Source organism: Devosia rhodophyticola, from assembly GCF_028816475.1.
In the GTDB taxonomy this organism is placed as follows: Bacteria; Pseudomonadota; Alphaproteobacteria; order Rhizobiales; family Devosiaceae; genus Devosia; species Devosia rhodophyticola.
In genome coordinates, this window is the sequence record NZ_CP118247.1 from 2,790,180 (window position 1) to 2,805,904 (window position 15,725).

The window sequence follows — 15,725 nt, forward strand, 5'->3', positions numbered from 1 at the left end:
ACGGTCGTGTCTTTCAGCGTCACTCAGTTACTCGAAGGTTCAGGCGCCCTACCCAGTTCGGGTGTGGGCGCCATTTTTGGCGTCAATGCCGATAGCCGACGGATCGAGCCTGGGGATGTGTTTTTTGCGCTGCCGGGCGCCAATGCGCATGGCAATGCGTTTGTGGCCGAAGCCATTGCGCGTGGTGCGCTGGTTATTGTCACGGACCAAGAACCGGAAAGCGATCCCGGGGTGCCGGTGATCGTGGTGGACGATGTTCGGGCAGCTTATGCACGCGCGGCGTCGCGCATTTTTGCGCCGCAACCAGCCATTGCAGTCGCGGTCACTGGCACCAACGGCAAGACCTCGGTCGCCTCGTTCGTGCGCCAGATTTGGCAGGCGGCAGGGTTGGCGGCGAGCAGCATCGGCACACTTGGAGTGGAAACGTCGTGGGGCCTGCGTGGTGGTAGTTTGACGACACCCGACTCACGGACGCTGCATCAAAATTTACGCGCCTTGAAAGCGCAGGGCATCGACCATGTCGCCATTGAAGCGTCGAGCCACGGGCTGGAACAGCGCCGTCTTGATGGTGTTCATTTCGAAGCCGTCGCCTTCACAAATCTTACCCGCGATCACCTCGACTATCATGCAGATATGGACGGCTATCGGAGCGCAAAACTGCGCCTGTTTACCGACCTTTTGGTCGAAGGCGGTCCGGCTATCGTCAATGTCGATGATCCAGAACATGAAGCCTTCATGTTTGCTGCGCTTGGCCATAATGCGACCCTGCTCACCGTTGGGCGGGAAGGGGCCTATATCGAAATTGTCTCGATTGAACGCGAGGGTTATGGCCAGCGCGTCGAGGTCAAGCACATTGGCGAGACAATCAGTTTTCATCTACCATTGACCGGCGAATTTCAGGTCAGCAACGCGCTGATTGCGGCCGCGTTAGCGATGGCCACAGGGGTTGATCGAACTGACGCATTTGCGGCACTTTCGGGTCTGAAGGGTGCCAAGGGACGGTTGGAGTTGGTCGCTGCAAAGCAAAGCAGCGCAGTTTTTGTCGATTATGCCCATACGCCCGATGCATTGCAGACGGCGCTTGAGGCATTACGCCCCTATGCCACCGGTCGGTTGATCGTGGCTTTTGGATGTGGCGGCGACCGAGACAAGGGAAAACGGTCCTTGATGGGTGCAATTGCGGCAAAGGGGGCGGATCTGGTTATCGTTACGGACGATAATCCACGCACTGAGGAGGCCGCATCAATTCGCGCCGGGATCATGGTTGCGGTTCCCGGTGCACGGGAGATCGGCGACCGCCGGTCGGCCATTTTGGAAGGTATCAGGCTACTGGGTGAGGGCGACGTATTGCTGGTTGCCGGAAAAGGTCATGAAGACTATCAAATCATTGGCGTCAACAAGACGCATTTTTCGGATCATGAGGTGATCCTCGCGGCACTCGGCACGTCCTGATGGCGCCCCTTTTTACCAGCGACGAGATATTTGAGGCGACGGGCGCACGGGCCAAGGACGCGGCCCTCACCTCGATTAATTCCATATCCATTGATTCTCGTGAGCTGGGTTCGGATGCGCTTTTTGTTGCGATCAAGGGCGACCGGTTTGACGGGCACGATTTTGTTGAAACGGCTCTGACCAATGGTGCCGTGGCTGCCTTGGTCAGTGAGGGCAAAGCTGCTGGTGGTCGGTGTATCATTGTGCCGGATGCGTTGGCCGGATTGCGCGATCTGGCTCGATTGGCACGGCAACGCAGCAGTGCGTGCGTGGTCGCCGTGACGGGTAGCGTTGGAAAGACGACGACCAAGGAAGCGATCCGCACCATATTTGAGTTTGTGGGTTTGACTCATGCCTCGATCCGGAGCTTCAACAATCATTGGGGCGTGCCGCTGATGCTGGCACGGATGCCCGCTGAAACGCTATATGGTGTTTTTGAGCTGGGCATGAGTGCGGCAGGAGAAATTGAGCCGCTGAGCCGTCTTGTGCGACCCAATATTGCGGTGATTACCACAATTGCTCCGGCGCATCTCGAGGCGTTCGAGAGCATAGAAGGCATTGCTGCTGCCAAGGCCGAAATATTTTTGGGGCTGGAGCCAAACGGGACGGCCCTACTAAACGCGGACCATGAGCAGATCGATCTACTTATTGCGGCAGCAAAAGCTGCCGGGGTCGTCAATATCGTGACCTATGGCTTCTCCGAGAATAGCGATTGGCAGGTTGTAAATCTGGTAACCGAGGGCGATCAGTCGAAGGCTACGGTGCGCCACGGCGAAAATCGTTTTGAGCTGGCAATCAACGTGCCGGGTCGACATATGGTCGCAAATGGTGTCGCGGCGCTGGCGGTTTCCGACTTGGCGGGCGTTGATCGAGATCGCGCCATTGCTGCGCTGGCTGGTTTTGGGGCACCGGTTGGTCGGGGGCAACGGATGCAGTTGGGCGAGGTGGGCAACCCGCTCTTGCTGATCGACGAAAGCTATAATGCCAATACCGCGTCAATGAATGCAGCGTTGGAGGTCTTGGCTCAAACGACGGCGCCGGGCGGGCACAAGGTTGCCATCCTGGGCGACATGCTTGAACTTGGACCGAATAGTGCGACGCTGCACGCCAGTTTGAAGGAAGCAGTGCTCGCCAGTGGCGCTGACCGGATATACCTGGTGGGCGATGAAATGCTGGCGCTTGCCAGTGAACTTGGTGCCAACAGAGTACGATTACACGTTAAAACCGCTGCGCAACTGGCCGAAGTGATCCTTGATGAACTTGCGTATGGCGACGCAGTTATGGTCAAAGGGTCCAATGACGTCAGGCTGGCGGGCATCGTGGATGCGATCCGCGAAAGGTTCAAATAAGCCAATGCCTACTCAGAGGACCGTTTAGAGCTATGTTGTATTTTCTCGGCCAACTGGGTGATAGCCTGACGGCCTTCAATGTTTTCCGCTATATCACCTTTCGCACGGCCGGCGCGGTTGTAACCGCGCTATTCTTCGTGTTCCTGTTTGGACCCGGGATGATCATGGCGTTGCGGCTTAAGCAGGGCAAAGGCCAGCCCATCCGCGAGGACGGTCCCGCCGGTCACCTCCTGACAAAGAAGGGCACGCCGACAATGGGTGGATTGATGATCCTCTCGGGCGCGGTATTTTCCACCCTGCTGTGGTCCAATCTGGCCAACGGCTATGTCTGGGTGGTGTTGTTCGTGACCGTTGGCTTCGGTGCAATCGGGTTTTACGACGACTATCTCAAAGTCAAACGCATGAGCCATCAGGGCTTTGGCGGTAAGCAGCGCTTGATATTGGAAGCCCTGATTGGGGTTATCGCCTGCTACGCGCTTTCTCAATTGAGCGAGGAGCCTTACGCCAATTCCTTGTTGTTCCCGTTCGTCAAAGGCCTGGCCCTGAACCTGGGCTATTTCTTTGTCCTGTTTGGCGGCTTCGTCATCATGGCTGCAGGCAATTCGGTTAATCTGACAGACGGGTTGGACGGGCTGGCAATCGTTCCGGTTATGGTCGCCGCTGCCTGTTTCGCGCTGATCGCCTATCTGGTGGGGTCGCTAAACTTCTCAGAATATCTGCTGCTCAATTATGTCCCCGGTACAGCCGAATTGTCGGTGGTTTGTGGCGCGCTCATAGGTGCGGGGCTTGGGTTCTTGTGGTTCAACGCGCCACCAGCTCAAATATTCATGGGCGACACCGGTTCCTTGGCCCTGGGGGGCGCGCTCGGCTCGATTGCTGTGGCGACCAAGCATGAGATCGTGCTTGCAATCATCGGTGGGCTATTTGTGCTCGAAACAATTTCCGTGATCGTGCAGGTCGTCTCGTTCAGGCTGACTGGAAAGCGGGTTTTCCGGATGGCGCCTATCCATCACCATTTTGAGCATCTGGGGTGGACCGAAAGCCAGGTGGTGATCCGGTTCTGGATCATTTCGTTTGTACTGGCGCTGATTGGCCTGAGTTCGCTCAAGCTTCGCTAGGCAGGGATATTCGCAAAACGCGATTCCGGTGTGAAATCAGTAACCATCGCGGCGTTAGAGTGCTCCTGAGTTTTTTCAGGAGGCCGGTTCTCGGCTGTCGCGCATATGTTTTCAAGGGCACAAAAAACGCCGATTGCCGAATGGTGGTGGTCTGTTGATCGCGAATTGCTGGGTGCACTGATCCTATTGATGATCAGCGGCATCGTTCTCAGCTTTGCGGCCAGCCCGCCCGTGGCTGAGCGATTGGGGCTGGACCCCTGGCATTTTGTTATTCGTCAGGCCGGATTTTGTGTGCCCGCGCTAGTGGTATTGATTGGTGCTTCATTTCTGACGCCACGGCATGCCCGGTTTGTTGCCTTGGTCACGTTGATTGGCTCTGTCGCCATGCTGTGGGCAACGCTCAAATTTGGGACAGAGGTCAAAGGTGCGCGCCGCTGGATTTCGATTTTGGGGCAAACCATTCAACCATCCGAATTTGTCAAACCGGCCTATGCTGTGCTGGGTGCGTGGCTGTTTTCGGAAAGTATGGTTCTCAAGAATGTACCGGGAAAAACGCTGGCGACCTTGGTCGGGTTGGTGATCGTGGCTGGATTGTTGTTGCAGCCGGATATTGGTCAGACGGCCTTGATCCTGGCGACCTGGGCGGCGTTGATGTTTCTGGCCGGGATTTCCTGGTGGTTGATTTTCGGCATGGCTGGCGCTGGGATCGGATTGATTTTTGGAGCCTATTTGCTGTTTCCCCATGTGAGCAAGCGTATTGATGCGTTCATGAACCCCGAGGGTGGCGGCAATACCTATCAGATCGATAGGGCACTGCAGTCGCTGCTTGAAGGGGGCTGGTTTGGCCGGGGTCCGGGTGAATCGATGGCCAAAAAACTCATTCCGGATGCTCACGCAGACTATGTGTTTTCGGCGGCGGCAGGTGAGTTTGGTATCTTGTTCTGTCTGGTACTGGTCGGTCTGATCGCATTTATCGCGGTGCGCGGGTTAGCTGGTGCACAGCGTCAAACCAACCTCTTTCCGCGTCTCGCCGCGTCGACGCTGGCAATCCAGTTCGGGCTGCAGTCGGGCATTAATCTGGCGGTTAATCTCAATCTCATTCCGCCCAAGGGCATGACGTTACCGTTTGTGAGCTATGGCGGCACCTCGATGATCGCTATTGCTCTGGGCATGGGTCTGATGCTGGCGCTGACCCGATCCAAACCCGAGGAACGTCTGGTCACCGGTATTCCGGCCTATCGCAGTGCGGTGGCCCCAGCCGAATGAGTACATTTGTTCTTATGGCGGGGGGCACCGGGGGCCATCTGTTCCCGGCGATGGCCCTGGCGCAGGAACTGCGGCGGCGTGGACATGTGGTTGATCTGATGACTGATCACCGGGTGGAAAGCTACGGCGCCGATTTTCCGGCGCGTCGCATTCACATCGTACCGGCGGCAACACCTTCGCTCAAAAACCCGATCAAATTTGTTGGTGCGGGTTTCAAGATATTGGGCGGTATTGGCGTGGCGATCCGCAAGCTACGTGAGATCAAGCCCGACGCCGTAGTCGGCTTTGGCGGCTATCCAACTTTTCCGCCGTTTGTAGCGGCGAGCCTGCTCGGCATACCTGGTGTCCTGCACGAACAGAACGCGGTACTGGGGCGGGCCAATCGGGCGCTGGGTCGCTTTGCCAACCGGCTGGCATTGAGCTTTGAAAAGACCGCGCATGCCAACGCTTTGCGTCTGGAAAAGGTCGTCACCGGAAATCCGGTGCGAGACCAGGTGCGGGCCATTTCAAATACGCCCTATCCAACGCCGACGGACGAGGGGCCTTTGCGGCTGGTTGTGTTTGGGGGCAGTCAGGGCGCGCGGGTATTTTCCGACATTGTGCCCCCGGCGGTGACGCATCTGCCGGAAAATCTGCGGCACCGGCTGCAGATCGTGCAGCAGTGCCGCGCTGAGGACCTTGATCGCGTCGCCGAAATTTACCGGCAGGCGCGCGTCAATGTTGAACTGGCGGCGTTTTTCGACAATCTGCCGGAACGGATTGCCAATGCCCATCTGGCGGTGGCACGCTCTGGCGCATCAACCATTGCCGAACTATGTGTGCTGGGCCGCCCCGCCATTATGGTGCCTTTGCCCGGTGCCATTGATGCTGACCAGAAAAACAACGCATTGGTGATGGAGACGGCGGGGGGCGGCTGGATCGCCGAGCAGGCCTCGCTTTCGCCGCTTTCCTTGGCCATTCGCCTAAAGAACCTGCTCGATGACCCTGCAACGCTTCTGGCTGCGGCCAAGGCGGCGCATTCGATAGGTCAGCCGCTGGCCGTTGAAAAACTGGCAGATCTGGCTATCGAAATGGCTACGAAGAGACACGCAAAATTGGATAAGTCACCATGAAGATGCCGCGCAATATAGGTCCTGTCCATTTCGTCGGCATTGGCGGTATTGGCATGAGTGGCATTGCTGAAATCCTGCACAACCAAGGCTATGTGGTGCAGGGTTCTGATGCTGCTGCCAACCCCAATGTGCAGCGGTTGCGCAATATGGGCATTCGCATCGAAATTGGTCAGCATGCCGATAATCTCGGCGAGGCGGCGGTTGTGGTCGTTTCCTCTGCGATCAGGAAAGACAACCCCGAACTGGTCGCGGCGCGTCAACGCGCACTGCCGGTGGTGCGGCGGGCCGAAATGCTGGCTGAAATCATGCGCTTCAAGAATGCCATTGCTATTGGTGGCACCCACGGCAAGACGACAACAACGACGCTTGTCGCTACGCTGCTTGATGCGGGCGATCTCGACCCGACCGTGATCAATGGGGGCATCATCAATGCCTACGGAACCAACGCCCGGCTGGGTGATGGGGAATGGATGGTGGTGGAAGCGGACGAAAGCGACGGCACTTTCGTAAAGTTGCCCGCTGACGTTGTGGTCGTTACCAACATGGATCCCGAACATCTCGATCACTACAAGGATTTTGAGGGGGTCAAAAAGGCCTTCGTCAATTTTGTCGAAAATGTTCCATTCTATGGCTTTGCCGTTATGTGCCTTGATCATCCTGAGGTTCAGGCTTTGGTGGGTGAAATCCGGGACCGTCGCGTGGTTACCTATGGGCGCAATCCGCAGGCCGATGTGCGGCTGGTTGATCTGGAAAATGTTGATGGTGTCAGCACTTTTTCGGTCGAAATTCGCGACCGCATTCGGCAGACGCAACTCCGTATTGACGGGCTCGAACTGCCAATGCCGGGTGAGCACAATGCGCTCAATGCCGTTGCCGCCATTGCTGTTGCCGATCAGTTGCATGTTTCGGCTGAAGCTATTCGCAAGGGGCTCAAGGGCTTTTCGGGGGTCAAACGTCGCTTCACCAAAACAGGCGTCGTCAATGGCATTACGATTATCGATGATTATGGACACCACCCGGTTGAAATATCCTCGGTTTTGCGAGCGGCGCGGCAGTCGACCCGCCGCGATGTGATTGCAGTGGTGCAACCGCACCGTTATTCGCGCCTGCTTGATCTGTTCGATGACTTTTCAGCCTGCTTCAATGATGCTGACACGGTTATTGTCGCGCCGGTCTATGCCGCGGGTGAAAGCCCTATTGCCGGTGTAACCCACGAAGAATTGGTCAATCGTATCCGCGCTCGTGGTCATCGCGATGCGCGGGTCATTGATAGACCGGAGGCGTTGGCGCCACTGATTGCCAGTCGGGCGGAAGAGGGCGATTATGTCGTCTGTCTTGGTGCCGGTAACATTACCCAGTGGGCCAACGCCTTGCCCGATGAACTGATGGCTATTCTGGGGCAGGAGGCGCCATGAGTTTTCCCGATCTGATCCCCACACTGGAACCCTGGATTTCCGAGGTTCGTGGTCGGCTGATACCCAATCAATTGCTCTCCGAAGTCACCTGGTTTCGCGTCGGTGGACCGGCACAGCTATTATTTACCCCGGCCGATGAGGATGATCTGGCGTTTTTCATGCGCCATCTCCCGCACGATATTCGGGTGACCGTTATCGGATTGGGCTCCAATCTGCTCATCCGCGATGGCGGGCTGGACGGGGTAGTCATTCGCCTCAGTGCCAAGGGTTTTGGCGGCACTGAAGTTCTGGAAGGCCAGCGTATCCGTGTGGGCACTGCGATGCCGGACGTCAAGGTGGCAACTGCTGCAGCGGAAGCCGGCATTGACGGATTGACGTTCTATCGCGGCATTCCTGGCGGTATCGGTGGGGCGCTTTACATGAATGCGGGTTGCTATGGGACCGAGACGCGCGATCGCATGGTGGAATTGCGCGCCATCACGCGGCAGGGCGAAATTGTTACACTGACCAACGCCGATATGGCTTACCGCTATCGCAAGTCGAACGGTCCGCGCGGCGCGGTATTTGTATCAGCGACCTATCAGGGCTTTGCTGGCGATCCGCAAGATATTTTGGGTCGAATGCGCGAAATCACCGAAAAACGGGAAAGCAGCCAGCCGACAAAATCGCGGACAGGCGGTTCTACCTTCAAGAACCCCGAAGGGCATTCAAGCTGGAAGTTGATTGACGCTGCGGGCTGTCGTGGATTGAAGGTCGGTGGCGCGCAGATGAGTGAATTGCACGCAAATTTCCTGCTCAATATCGAGAATGCAACGGCGCTAGACATTGAAACGCTGGGTGAAACGGTGCGCAATCGCGTTCGCGCGACTCAGGGCGTCGAATTGCAGTGGGAAATCCGTCGCATGGGCCATTTTGCACCCGACGCGGTAGTGCGCGAATTTCTGGATGGCGACGTTTTCACGGGGGCTGTGTGAGCATGGAAAAGCACGTTGCTGTCCTGATGGGCGGCTGGTCCAACGAGCGTCCGGTATCGCTTAAGACGGGGGCCGGCTGCGCGAACGCGCTGCGGCAGGCAGGCTATGAGGTTAGCGAAGTCGATGTTGGTCGGGATATTGCCAATGTCCTGACCGAATTAAGGCCCGATGTGGCGTTCAATGCGCTGCATGGCCCTTTCGGGGAAAGCGGCATGGTTCAGGGACTGCTGGAGCTGTTGCAGTTGCCTTACACTCACTCTGGCGTTCTGGCATCGGCGCTGGCGATGGACAAGCATCAGTCCAAGATAATGTTTCGGGCCGCAGGCATTCCAGTTACCGATCACTTGATCGTGTCACGCGGCGAGGCGGCAAGGGCGCATGTGATGGCACCACCCTACGTGATCAAGCCGGTGGCGGACGGATCGAGTTTTGGCGTGTTCATCGTCAAGGGCGACATGGCTCACCCGCCTCAGGAAATCTTGCGCGAAGACTGGACTTCGGGCGAGGAAGTGATGGTTGAGCGGTTCATTCCGGGACGCGAGTTGACCTGCTCGGTCATGGGCGATGTGGCGCTCGGCGTAACCGAAGTTGTTACCGACCTGGGCTTTTACAATTATGAGGCGAAATACGCCAAGGGCGGTTCATCGCACATTATTCCTGCGCAAATTTCATCGAAAATTTACGACAAAGTGCAGAAAATGAGCCTTGCCGCACATGCGGCGCTGGGCTGCCGCGGCGTTACCCGAAGCGACTTTCGTTTCAACGATGCAGCGGGCCCGGATGGAGAACTGGTCTGTCTGGAAATCAACACCCAGCCGGGCATGACGGAGACCTCGCTCGTCCCCGAGCAGGCAGCCCACGCCGGGCATTCGTTTGAAGAACTGGTCTCCTGGATGGTGGAGGACGCGAGTTGCAACAGGTAGGAAGCAGGGCAATGTTGGCCTCGGCGCAGATCCTTGATCCGCGCGCCCTGCCTGTGCCCCAGCAGCGTGGGCCGAATCGGCGGCGGCTCTTGAGCCTTGGCCGCGTCTGGGTGTTGCATCGTCTGGTGCTGACCCGGGTTATTGCCGCTATTGTTGTGTGTATACTGATCGCCGGGATTTATCAGGTGCGCAGTCACGTGGCTGGCGCATTGGTCATGCTGGGTGAAATTGCGCAAGGCGAGTTTGCCGATGCGGGTTTTGGCGTTTCGGCAATATCAATTACCGGTCAGACCTTGACTGGTGAACAATCTATTTTCGATGCTTTGGGCATCGAGCCACGTACTTCGACGCTTGATTTCGACGCAGAGGCGGCGCGCCAGCGCATCGCCAAATTGGCCTCAGTGGCCAGTGTGGAAGTGCGCAAGCACTATCCGGGTAATGTCACTGTCACCATTCAGGAAAAAACGCCGGTAGCACGCTGGCGGGTTGATGGCGTTACCTTTGTGGTCGATGCCAGTGGTGAGCAGATTGGCGAGGACAGGGGCGCCTATGGCGACCTGCCGCTGGTCATTGGTGACGGCGCGGCCGATACAGCATTGGTCATGATCCGGGCACTCGACCAGTATCCCACACTATCTCAAGGTATTGTGGCGCTGTCCCGAATCGCCGATCGCCGTTGGGATTTGATCTATGAAACAGGTTTGCGCGTGCAATTGCCCGAAAAGGGCGTGGCACAGGCGCTCAGGAACCTCGACGAATACCAAGCCGACTATCAGTTGCTGGATCGCGACGTGAGCATTATCGACCTGCGGGTGCCCGATTCAGTGGCTGTGCGCCCAGCTGTCCATGACGAAGAAAACAAGAAATCATGATGACCAATTCGATGACATCCCGGCTTCGTCCCGTTCAGCCCGGCCGCACGACCTTGGTGGCGGTGCTTGACATTGGATCGACAAAGATCTGCTGTGTCATCGCGCGGCTGACACCGCGCCCGGAGGGCAAGGCGCTCAAGGGGCGTACGCATCAGGCCGAAGTCATCGGTTTCGGATACGGTCGCTCGGCGGGGGTCAAAAGCGGGGTTGTCACCGACATTGAAAAGGCCGAGCAGGCAATCCGATCAGTTGTCGGGATGGCCGAGCGAGCGGCTGGATTGACGCTCGAGTCAGTTATTGTCAACGTCACAGCGGGACGGCTTGGATCCGAGACTTTTTCTGCTGCTGTATCGCTTGGTGGGCAGGAGGTGGAAAAATCCGATCTGCACAAGGTTTTGCGTGTGGTCAATGAACGTAGCGTGCGGCCAGAACGCTCTATCATTCATGCCCTGCCAATCGGATATTCGCTTGATGGCCAGAAGGGCATTCGCGACCCCAAGGGGATGGTCGGCGATAAGCTGGGGATCGACGTTGCGGTCGTTACATCGGAAACCCTGGCCATGCGCAATCTGGAACTCGTCCTGCATCGGTGTCACCTGCAGGTGGAAGCCCTTATTGCGACACCCTATGCCAGCGGGTTGGCAACATTGGTGGACGATGAGGCCCAGCTGGGCGTTGCCTGCATCGATTTTGGCGGCGCAACGACCACGGTGTCGGTCTTTAACGATGGACATTTGTGCTATGCGGACGCGATAGCGATTGGTGGTCATCATCTGACGCTGGATATTGCGCGCCAACTTTCGGTCAGCGTGGCTGATGCTGAGCGGATCAAGACTTTTTACGGCAGCGTCCTGCCGGGACAGGCCGACGAACGGGACATGATTGCCATTCAACCGGTCGGCTCAAGCCACGACGAAGCGCCGGGGCAGGTGCCCCGTGCCGTGCTGACGCGCATCATGCGCCCCCGGATCGAGGAAGTGCTGACGGCGGTGCGCGATCGTATGCAAGCAACCGGGATGATGGATGTGTGTGGACGGCGTTTCGTTTTGACGGGCGGCGCCAGCGAAATGACAGGTCTGCCCGAAGTGGCGCGTCGAATATTGGCACGAAACGTGCGGAACGGACGTCCAATGGGGATTGCGGGGCTTCCCGAAATGGCAAAAGGGGCGGCATTTGCTACCGTCGCCGGGATGTTGATCTATCCGCAAGTGTGCGTGCAGGAATATGCCGAGCCGCGTGGCGTCAATAAATTGACCGGGACCGACGGCTATTTATCCCGCGTCGGAAATTGGCTCAAGACCAGTTTTTAGGCCCGTCATCACGGCGTTTCGGTGAGCCGGCGCATGGTTAATCACGCCTCAACATTATAGCGCCATTCGTTGCAAATTGCGTTCACGTTAATAAAATCAGTGCAATTGTTAGGGGCCGGTTAACGAATTTCCGCGTAAATCGTTAGCTAACCAAGCCACATATGGGGCCACTCATGACCATCAATCTCACTATCCCTGATATTCAGGAACTGAAGCCCCGCATTACCGTGTTCGGTGCGGGTGGCGCTGGCGGAAACGCTGTTAACAACATGATTGAATCCGGTCTTGATGGCGTGGATTTCGTCGTTGCCAATACCGATGCCCAGGCATTGGCCTTGAGCAAGGCCCCCGGATCATCCAACTTGGCGTTGGTGTTACTGAAGGGTTGGGCGCTGGGTCGCATCCCGAGGTTGGTCGCGCTGCAGCCGAAGAGAGCTGGGACGAGATTAACGATCATCTCAGCGGTTCGCACATGGTTTTCATAACTGCTGGCATGGGTGGTGGTACCGGAACGGGCGCGGCGCCTGTCGTGGCGCGGGCCGCTCGCGAGCAGGGGATTTTGACAGTCGGTGTTGTCACCAAGCCATTCTCGTTCGAAGGCAGTCGCCGTCAGCGATTGGCCGATGAGGGCATCGATGAGCTGCATCGTCATGTCGATACGCTGATCGTTATTCCAAACCAGAATCTTTTCCGCGTTGCCAACGAGAAGACCACCTTCGCTGACGCCTTTGCGATGGCTGATCAGGTGCTGTTCTCGGGCGTTGCCTGCATTACCGATTTGATGGTCAAGGAAGGCCTCATCAACCTCGATTTTGCCGACGTTCGTTCGGTTATGCGTGGTATGGGCAAGGCGATGATGGGTACCGGCGAAGCGTCGGGTGATGATCGTGCACGCCACGCAGCAGAAGCGGCAATCGCCAACCCATTGCTCGACGATGTGTCGATGCAGGGTGCGCGTGGCCTGTTAATTTCAATTACCGGCGGCCCGGACCTGACCCTTTATGAAGTCGATGAAGCTGCCAGCCGCATCCGCGAAGAAGTTGATGCTGACGCCAACATCATTCTTGGTGCCACCTATGATCCTAGCCTGACCGGCACAATTCGCGTCTCGGTTGTTGCGACGGGAACCGACGCGACGATGGTTCAGGCGCTTGAGCCTGCAAAGCCGCATGCATCGCGTACACCGCTATCGGTGAAGCGTCACGTGCCGGTTGAGCCTGGTCATCGTGGCCCCCATGTGGCGACTGAAGAAAATTCCACCCAGGCCGAAATCGAGCATCAGGTTGAGGCTGCCGTCGCCGAGGCCATGACGCATGAAGATTTTGTGCCAAGCCAGGAAGACGCTGGCGATGATGGCATATATGTCGAGCCCTACACGCCTTCCGGCTTTGCTCACGAAGAATTGGATGAGCCGGCGCCAACCAACGAGGAGCCAGTTCCGAGCCTTTATGTTCCCTCAAATGCAGCGCGCCCCGAAGGGCAGCGGCGGATGCCTCGAACTGAGGAGCTTCCAGTTGTTGCACGACGGTCACAGGAGCCGCAGGAACGTCATGAAGGCGAGCCGCGTAATGCACGGGCTTTGTTCAAGCGTCTGGCGTCAAATGTAGGCTTTAGTCTGGGCCAGCAGGAAGCCGCCGAGGCTGTTGAACCTCGTCACGTCGAAGCCGATGACAATGCTGCTCGCAGCGCCATAGAAGCCGGTGGCACAAGGACTTCGCGCGCTCCGCAGCCTCAGGCCGGTGCTCATGGAAACCTCGATGCGCAGGGGCGTCAGCCCGCTGCTGCGCCGCAAAAAGAGCACCTCGAAATTCCGGCCTTTTTGCGGAAACACGGTTAATCAGACGACTTTGAGTCGGTGAAACATTGCTCGGTGCGGCTTCCGCGCCGAGATTTTTTTGGGTAAGCAGTGAGTCAGGCGATTTCGGGCTGAGCTGGAGTTCCACTAAGCATGCATAAACTTTCGACGCGCCAGCGGACGCTGAGTGCCACACTTACCTTTAGTGGGTACGGCGTCCATAGTGGGCAACCAGTCAATCTGACATTGGGCCCGGCGCCAGTCGACAGTGGTTTTCTGATTTGCCGTGAGTTGGGCGAGGGCCGTACGACCACCCCGGTGGCTGTGCATTTTTCCCGGATTACCCGCACGACATTGTGCACCACACTCGATCTGGGCGACAGCGTTAGTGTTGCGACCATTGAACACGTAACTTCCGCGCTGAGCGGGATGGGCGTTGATAATGCGCTGATCACGCTCGACGGCGGTGAGTGCCCGATTCTGGATGGTAGTTCGCAGCCATTTGCAGATGGCATTTTGGAGGTCGGGCTGGAAATCCAGCCGGCCCAACGAAAATTCCTCAAAATCATGCGTGCCGTCACCGTGCGTAACAATGACGCATTCGCTGCGCTTGAGCCTTACAATGGCCGGGCGCTGGACCTTGAAATTGATTTTGACAGCAAGGTCATCGGTCGTCAGCGGATGATTTTTGATTGGTCGCCGCGCCGTTATTATGAAGACGTCGCGATGGCTCGCACCTTCGGCTTTGTGCGCGATGCCAAGATCCTGCGTCAGGCGGGCTACGCGCTTGGTTCGAGTCTCGACAACTCGATTACCGTGCACGAAGACCGGATTCTCAATCCGGGTGGATTGCGGTTCGAAGATGAGTTCGTACGGCACAAACTGCTTGATGCGATCGGTGATTTGTCGCTTGGCGGCATGCCGATTTATGGGCGTTTCCGCTCCTACAAGGGTGGGCACGCGCTCAACGCACATGTGTTGGCAGGTCTCTTTTCGAGCGACGCCAATTATGAAATAGTCTCCGCCGAGGATCTGCCGCTTGAATTTGACGCGCTTGATGACTTGCCGGAAGGATTGAACGTCAATCCATATCTGCGCTCCGTCGGGGCTTAATCTTGTCGCGGTCACAGTTTTGATCCAATTAAAATCTAGTCCGCATGCGATATGCGTGACCGAAGAGGACGGGCAGTTCGTGACAGTTGATGGATTTGGTAGATTGACCGGTCGGGTTTCCCGGTTTTTGGCTGTGGGTCTGGTTGCGCTGGCCTTGGCTGGCTGTTCGGGCTTTAATCTGTTTGGCCCGCCCAAGGTTAAGGATGAAGTCATTATCCCTGCTGAGGCATTGTATCAGCAGGCGCTCGATGACATGGACGCGCAGCGTTATCTCACGGCCATCAAATTGCTCGAAAAACTTGATCGGCAGCATCCGAGGTCGCCAACGACCGAGAAATCGAAGTTGATGCAGGTCTATGCCAATTATCGTATTGGCAAGTTTGACGAATCCATTTTGGCGGCTGACCGCTATCTGGCGATTTATCCGTCGGGCAAGGATGTGCCTTATGTGCTCTATCTCAAGGGCACGTCTTATTTCGGGCAGATCAAGGACATCACCCGTGATCAGCAATTGTCGCGCGACAGCATCGACACCTACAATCTGTTGATCAGCAATTATCCCAAATCCGAATATGCCAAGGATGCCAAGGAAAAGCTGGTTGTTGCCTATGACCAGCTGGCGGGCAAGGAAATGTCGGTGGGGCGCTATTATCTCGGACAGGGCCAATATGCGGCTGCAATCAATCGCTTCCGGACTGTCGTTGAAAAATATCAAACGTCCACGCATATCGAAGAAGCGCTGTTCCGTTTGACTGAAGCCAATCTTTCGCTTGGCCTTGTCAATGAAGCAAGGTCGGCGGCGGCTGTGCTTGGACACAACTATCCGTCCAGCGCCTGGTACAAGGAAGCGTTCGATTTGCTGGCCAAGCAGGGGCTGACGCCACAGGTGGCCGAAGGCAGCTGGCTGGCGGCGCAGCGGAACTGACGCAGAATTTTGTTGCTTGTTTGTTCCGGGGTGCGTTAGCTTGTTGACGCACCCCGTTTGCT

General features: G+C 57.0%; 12 protein-coding genes and 1 pseudogene. All 13 read left to right on the plus strand.

The features are described from left to right. Positions 1–6: 6 nt before the first annotated feature. The 13 genes and pseudogenes from PSQ90_RS13675 to PSQ90_RS13735 all read left to right on the plus strand — a co-directional run bounded on the left by PSQ90_RS13675 (position 7) and on the right by PSQ90_RS13735 (position 15,663). On the plus strand, positions 7–1,452 hold the full coding sequence (locus tag PSQ90_RS13675; RefSeq protein WP_282210844.1) for a UDP-N-acetylmuramoyl-L-alanyl-D-glutamate--2,6-diaminopimelate ligase: 1,446 nt from the start codon (positions 7–9) through the stop codon (positions 1,450–1,452). After that, the gene (locus PSQ90_RS13680; RefSeq protein ID WP_282210845.1) at positions 1,452–2,840 is read left to right on the plus strand and encodes a UDP-N-acetylmuramoyl-tripeptide--D-alanyl-D-alanine ligase; all 1,389 of its coding nucleotides are present in this window, start codon (positions 1,452–1,454) and stop codon (positions 2,838–2,840) included. Before PSQ90_RS13675 ends, PSQ90_RS13680 begins: the two co-directional genes overlap by 1 nt. A gap of 32 nt (positions 2,841–2,872) precedes the next feature. Next, a complete protein-coding gene (gene mraY, locus PSQ90_RS13685; protein WP_282210846.1) occupies positions 2,873–3,958 on the plus strand; it encodes a phospho-N-acetylmuramoyl-pentapeptide-transferase in 1,086 nt (361 codons plus the stop codon). Between the two features lie 105 nt (positions 3,959–4,063). Next, positions 4,064–5,224: an FtsW/RodA/SpoVE family cell cycle protein gene (locus tag PSQ90_RS13690; protein ID WP_282210847.1), complete on the plus strand. Its 1,161-nt coding sequence runs from the start codon at positions 4,064–4,066 to the stop codon at positions 5,222–5,224. Further along, a complete protein-coding gene (murG, locus tag PSQ90_RS13695; RefSeq protein ID WP_282210848.1) occupies positions 5,221–6,336 on the plus strand; it encodes an undecaprenyldiphospho-muramoylpentapeptide beta-N-acetylglucosaminyltransferase in 1,116 nt (371 codons plus the stop codon). The genes PSQ90_RS13690 and murG overlap by 4 nt, the downstream gene beginning before the upstream one ends. Then, the gene (murC, locus tag PSQ90_RS13700) at positions 6,333–7,751 is read left to right on the plus strand and encodes a UDP-N-acetylmuramate--L-alanine ligase (protein WP_282210849.1); all 1,419 of its coding nucleotides are present in this window, start codon (positions 6,333–6,335) and stop codon (positions 7,749–7,751) included. Before murG ends, murC begins: the two co-directional genes overlap by 4 nt. Further along, complete coding sequence (gene murB / locus PSQ90_RS13705) at positions 7,748–8,725, plus strand: UDP-N-acetylmuramate dehydrogenase (RefSeq protein WP_282210850.1); 978 nt, start codon at positions 7,748–7,750, stop codon at positions 8,723–8,725. Before murC ends, murB begins: the two co-directional genes overlap by 4 nt. A gap of 2 nt (positions 8,726–8,727) precedes the next feature. Next, positions 8,728–9,648 carry a D-alanine--D-alanine ligase gene (locus PSQ90_RS13710; RefSeq protein ID WP_282210851.1) on the plus strand — a complete coding sequence of 307 codons (921 nt, stop codon included), beginning with the start codon at positions 8,728–8,730 and terminating at the stop codon, positions 9,646–9,648. 11 nt (positions 9,649–9,659) lie between these two features. Continuing rightward, positions 9,660–10,520 carry a cell division protein FtsQ/DivIB gene (locus PSQ90_RS13715; protein ID WP_282210852.1) on the plus strand — a complete coding sequence of 287 codons (861 nt, stop codon included), beginning with the start codon at positions 9,660–9,662 and terminating at the stop codon, positions 10,518–10,520. Then, on the plus strand, positions 10,517–11,830 hold the full coding sequence (ftsA, locus tag PSQ90_RS13720; protein WP_282210853.1) for a cell division protein FtsA: 1,314 nt from the start codon (positions 10,517–10,519) through the stop codon (positions 11,828–11,830). The genes PSQ90_RS13715 and ftsA overlap by 4 nt, the downstream gene beginning before the upstream one ends. Before the next feature lie 173 nt (positions 11,831–12,003). Continuing rightward, a pseudogene (ftsZ, locus tag PSQ90_RS17050) lies at positions 12,004–12,963 on the plus strand (cell division protein FtsZ); the annotation flags it as partial. Between the two features lie 815 nt (positions 12,964–13,778). Continuing rightward, a complete protein-coding gene (lpxC, locus tag PSQ90_RS13730; RefSeq protein ID WP_282210854.1) occupies positions 13,779–14,738 on the plus strand; it encodes a UDP-3-O-acyl-N-acetylglucosamine deacetylase in 960 nt (319 codons plus the stop codon). A gap of 55 nt (positions 14,739–14,793) precedes the next feature. Then, positions 14,794–15,663 (plus strand): outer membrane protein assembly factor BamD, encoded by an 870-nt coding sequence (locus tag PSQ90_RS13735; RefSeq protein ID WP_282210855.1) that lies wholly within the window; start codon positions 14,794–14,796, stop codon positions 15,661–15,663. The last annotated feature ends 62 nt before the right edge of the window (positions 15,664–15,725 follow it).

What these genes read in the sequence shown, in the direction of transcription:
- PSQ90_RS13680 (WP_282210845.1), top strand. Translation starts at nt 1,452, where the DNA reads ATGGCGCCCCTTTTTACCAGCGACGAGATATTTGAGGCGACGGGCGCA.
- mraY (WP_282210846.1), top strand. Translation starts at nt 2,873, where the DNA reads ATGTTGTATTTTCTCGGCCAACTGGGTGATAGCCTGACGGCCTTCAAT.
- PSQ90_RS13690 (WP_282210847.1), top strand. Translation starts at nt 4,064, where the DNA reads ATGTTTTCAAGGGCACAAAAAACGCCGATTGCCGAATGGTGGTGGTCT.
- murG (WP_282210848.1), top strand. Translation starts at nt 5,221, where the DNA reads ATGAGTACATTTGTTCTTATGGCGGGGGGCACCGGGGGCCATCTGTTC.
- murC (WP_282210849.1), top strand. Translation starts at nt 6,333, where the DNA reads ATGAAGATGCCGCGCAATATAGGTCCTGTCCATTTCGTCGGCATTGGC.
- murB (WP_282210850.1), top strand. Translation starts at nt 7,748, where the DNA reads ATGAGTTTTCCCGATCTGATCCCCACACTGGAACCCTGGATTTCCGAG.
- PSQ90_RS13710 (WP_282210851.1), top strand. Translation starts at nt 8,728, where the DNA reads ATGGAAAAGCACGTTGCTGTCCTGATGGGCGGCTGGTCCAACGAGCGT.
- PSQ90_RS13715 (WP_282210852.1), top strand. Translation starts at nt 9,660, where the DNA reads ATGTTGGCCTCGGCGCAGATCCTTGATCCGCGCGCCCTGCCTGTGCCC.
- ftsA (WP_282210853.1), top strand. Translation starts at nt 10,517, where the DNA reads ATGATGACCAATTCGATGACATCCCGGCTTCGTCCCGTTCAGCCCGGC.
- lpxC (WP_282210854.1), top strand. Translation starts at nt 13,779, where the DNA reads ATGCATAAACTTTCGACGCGCCAGCGGACGCTGAGTGCCACACTTACC.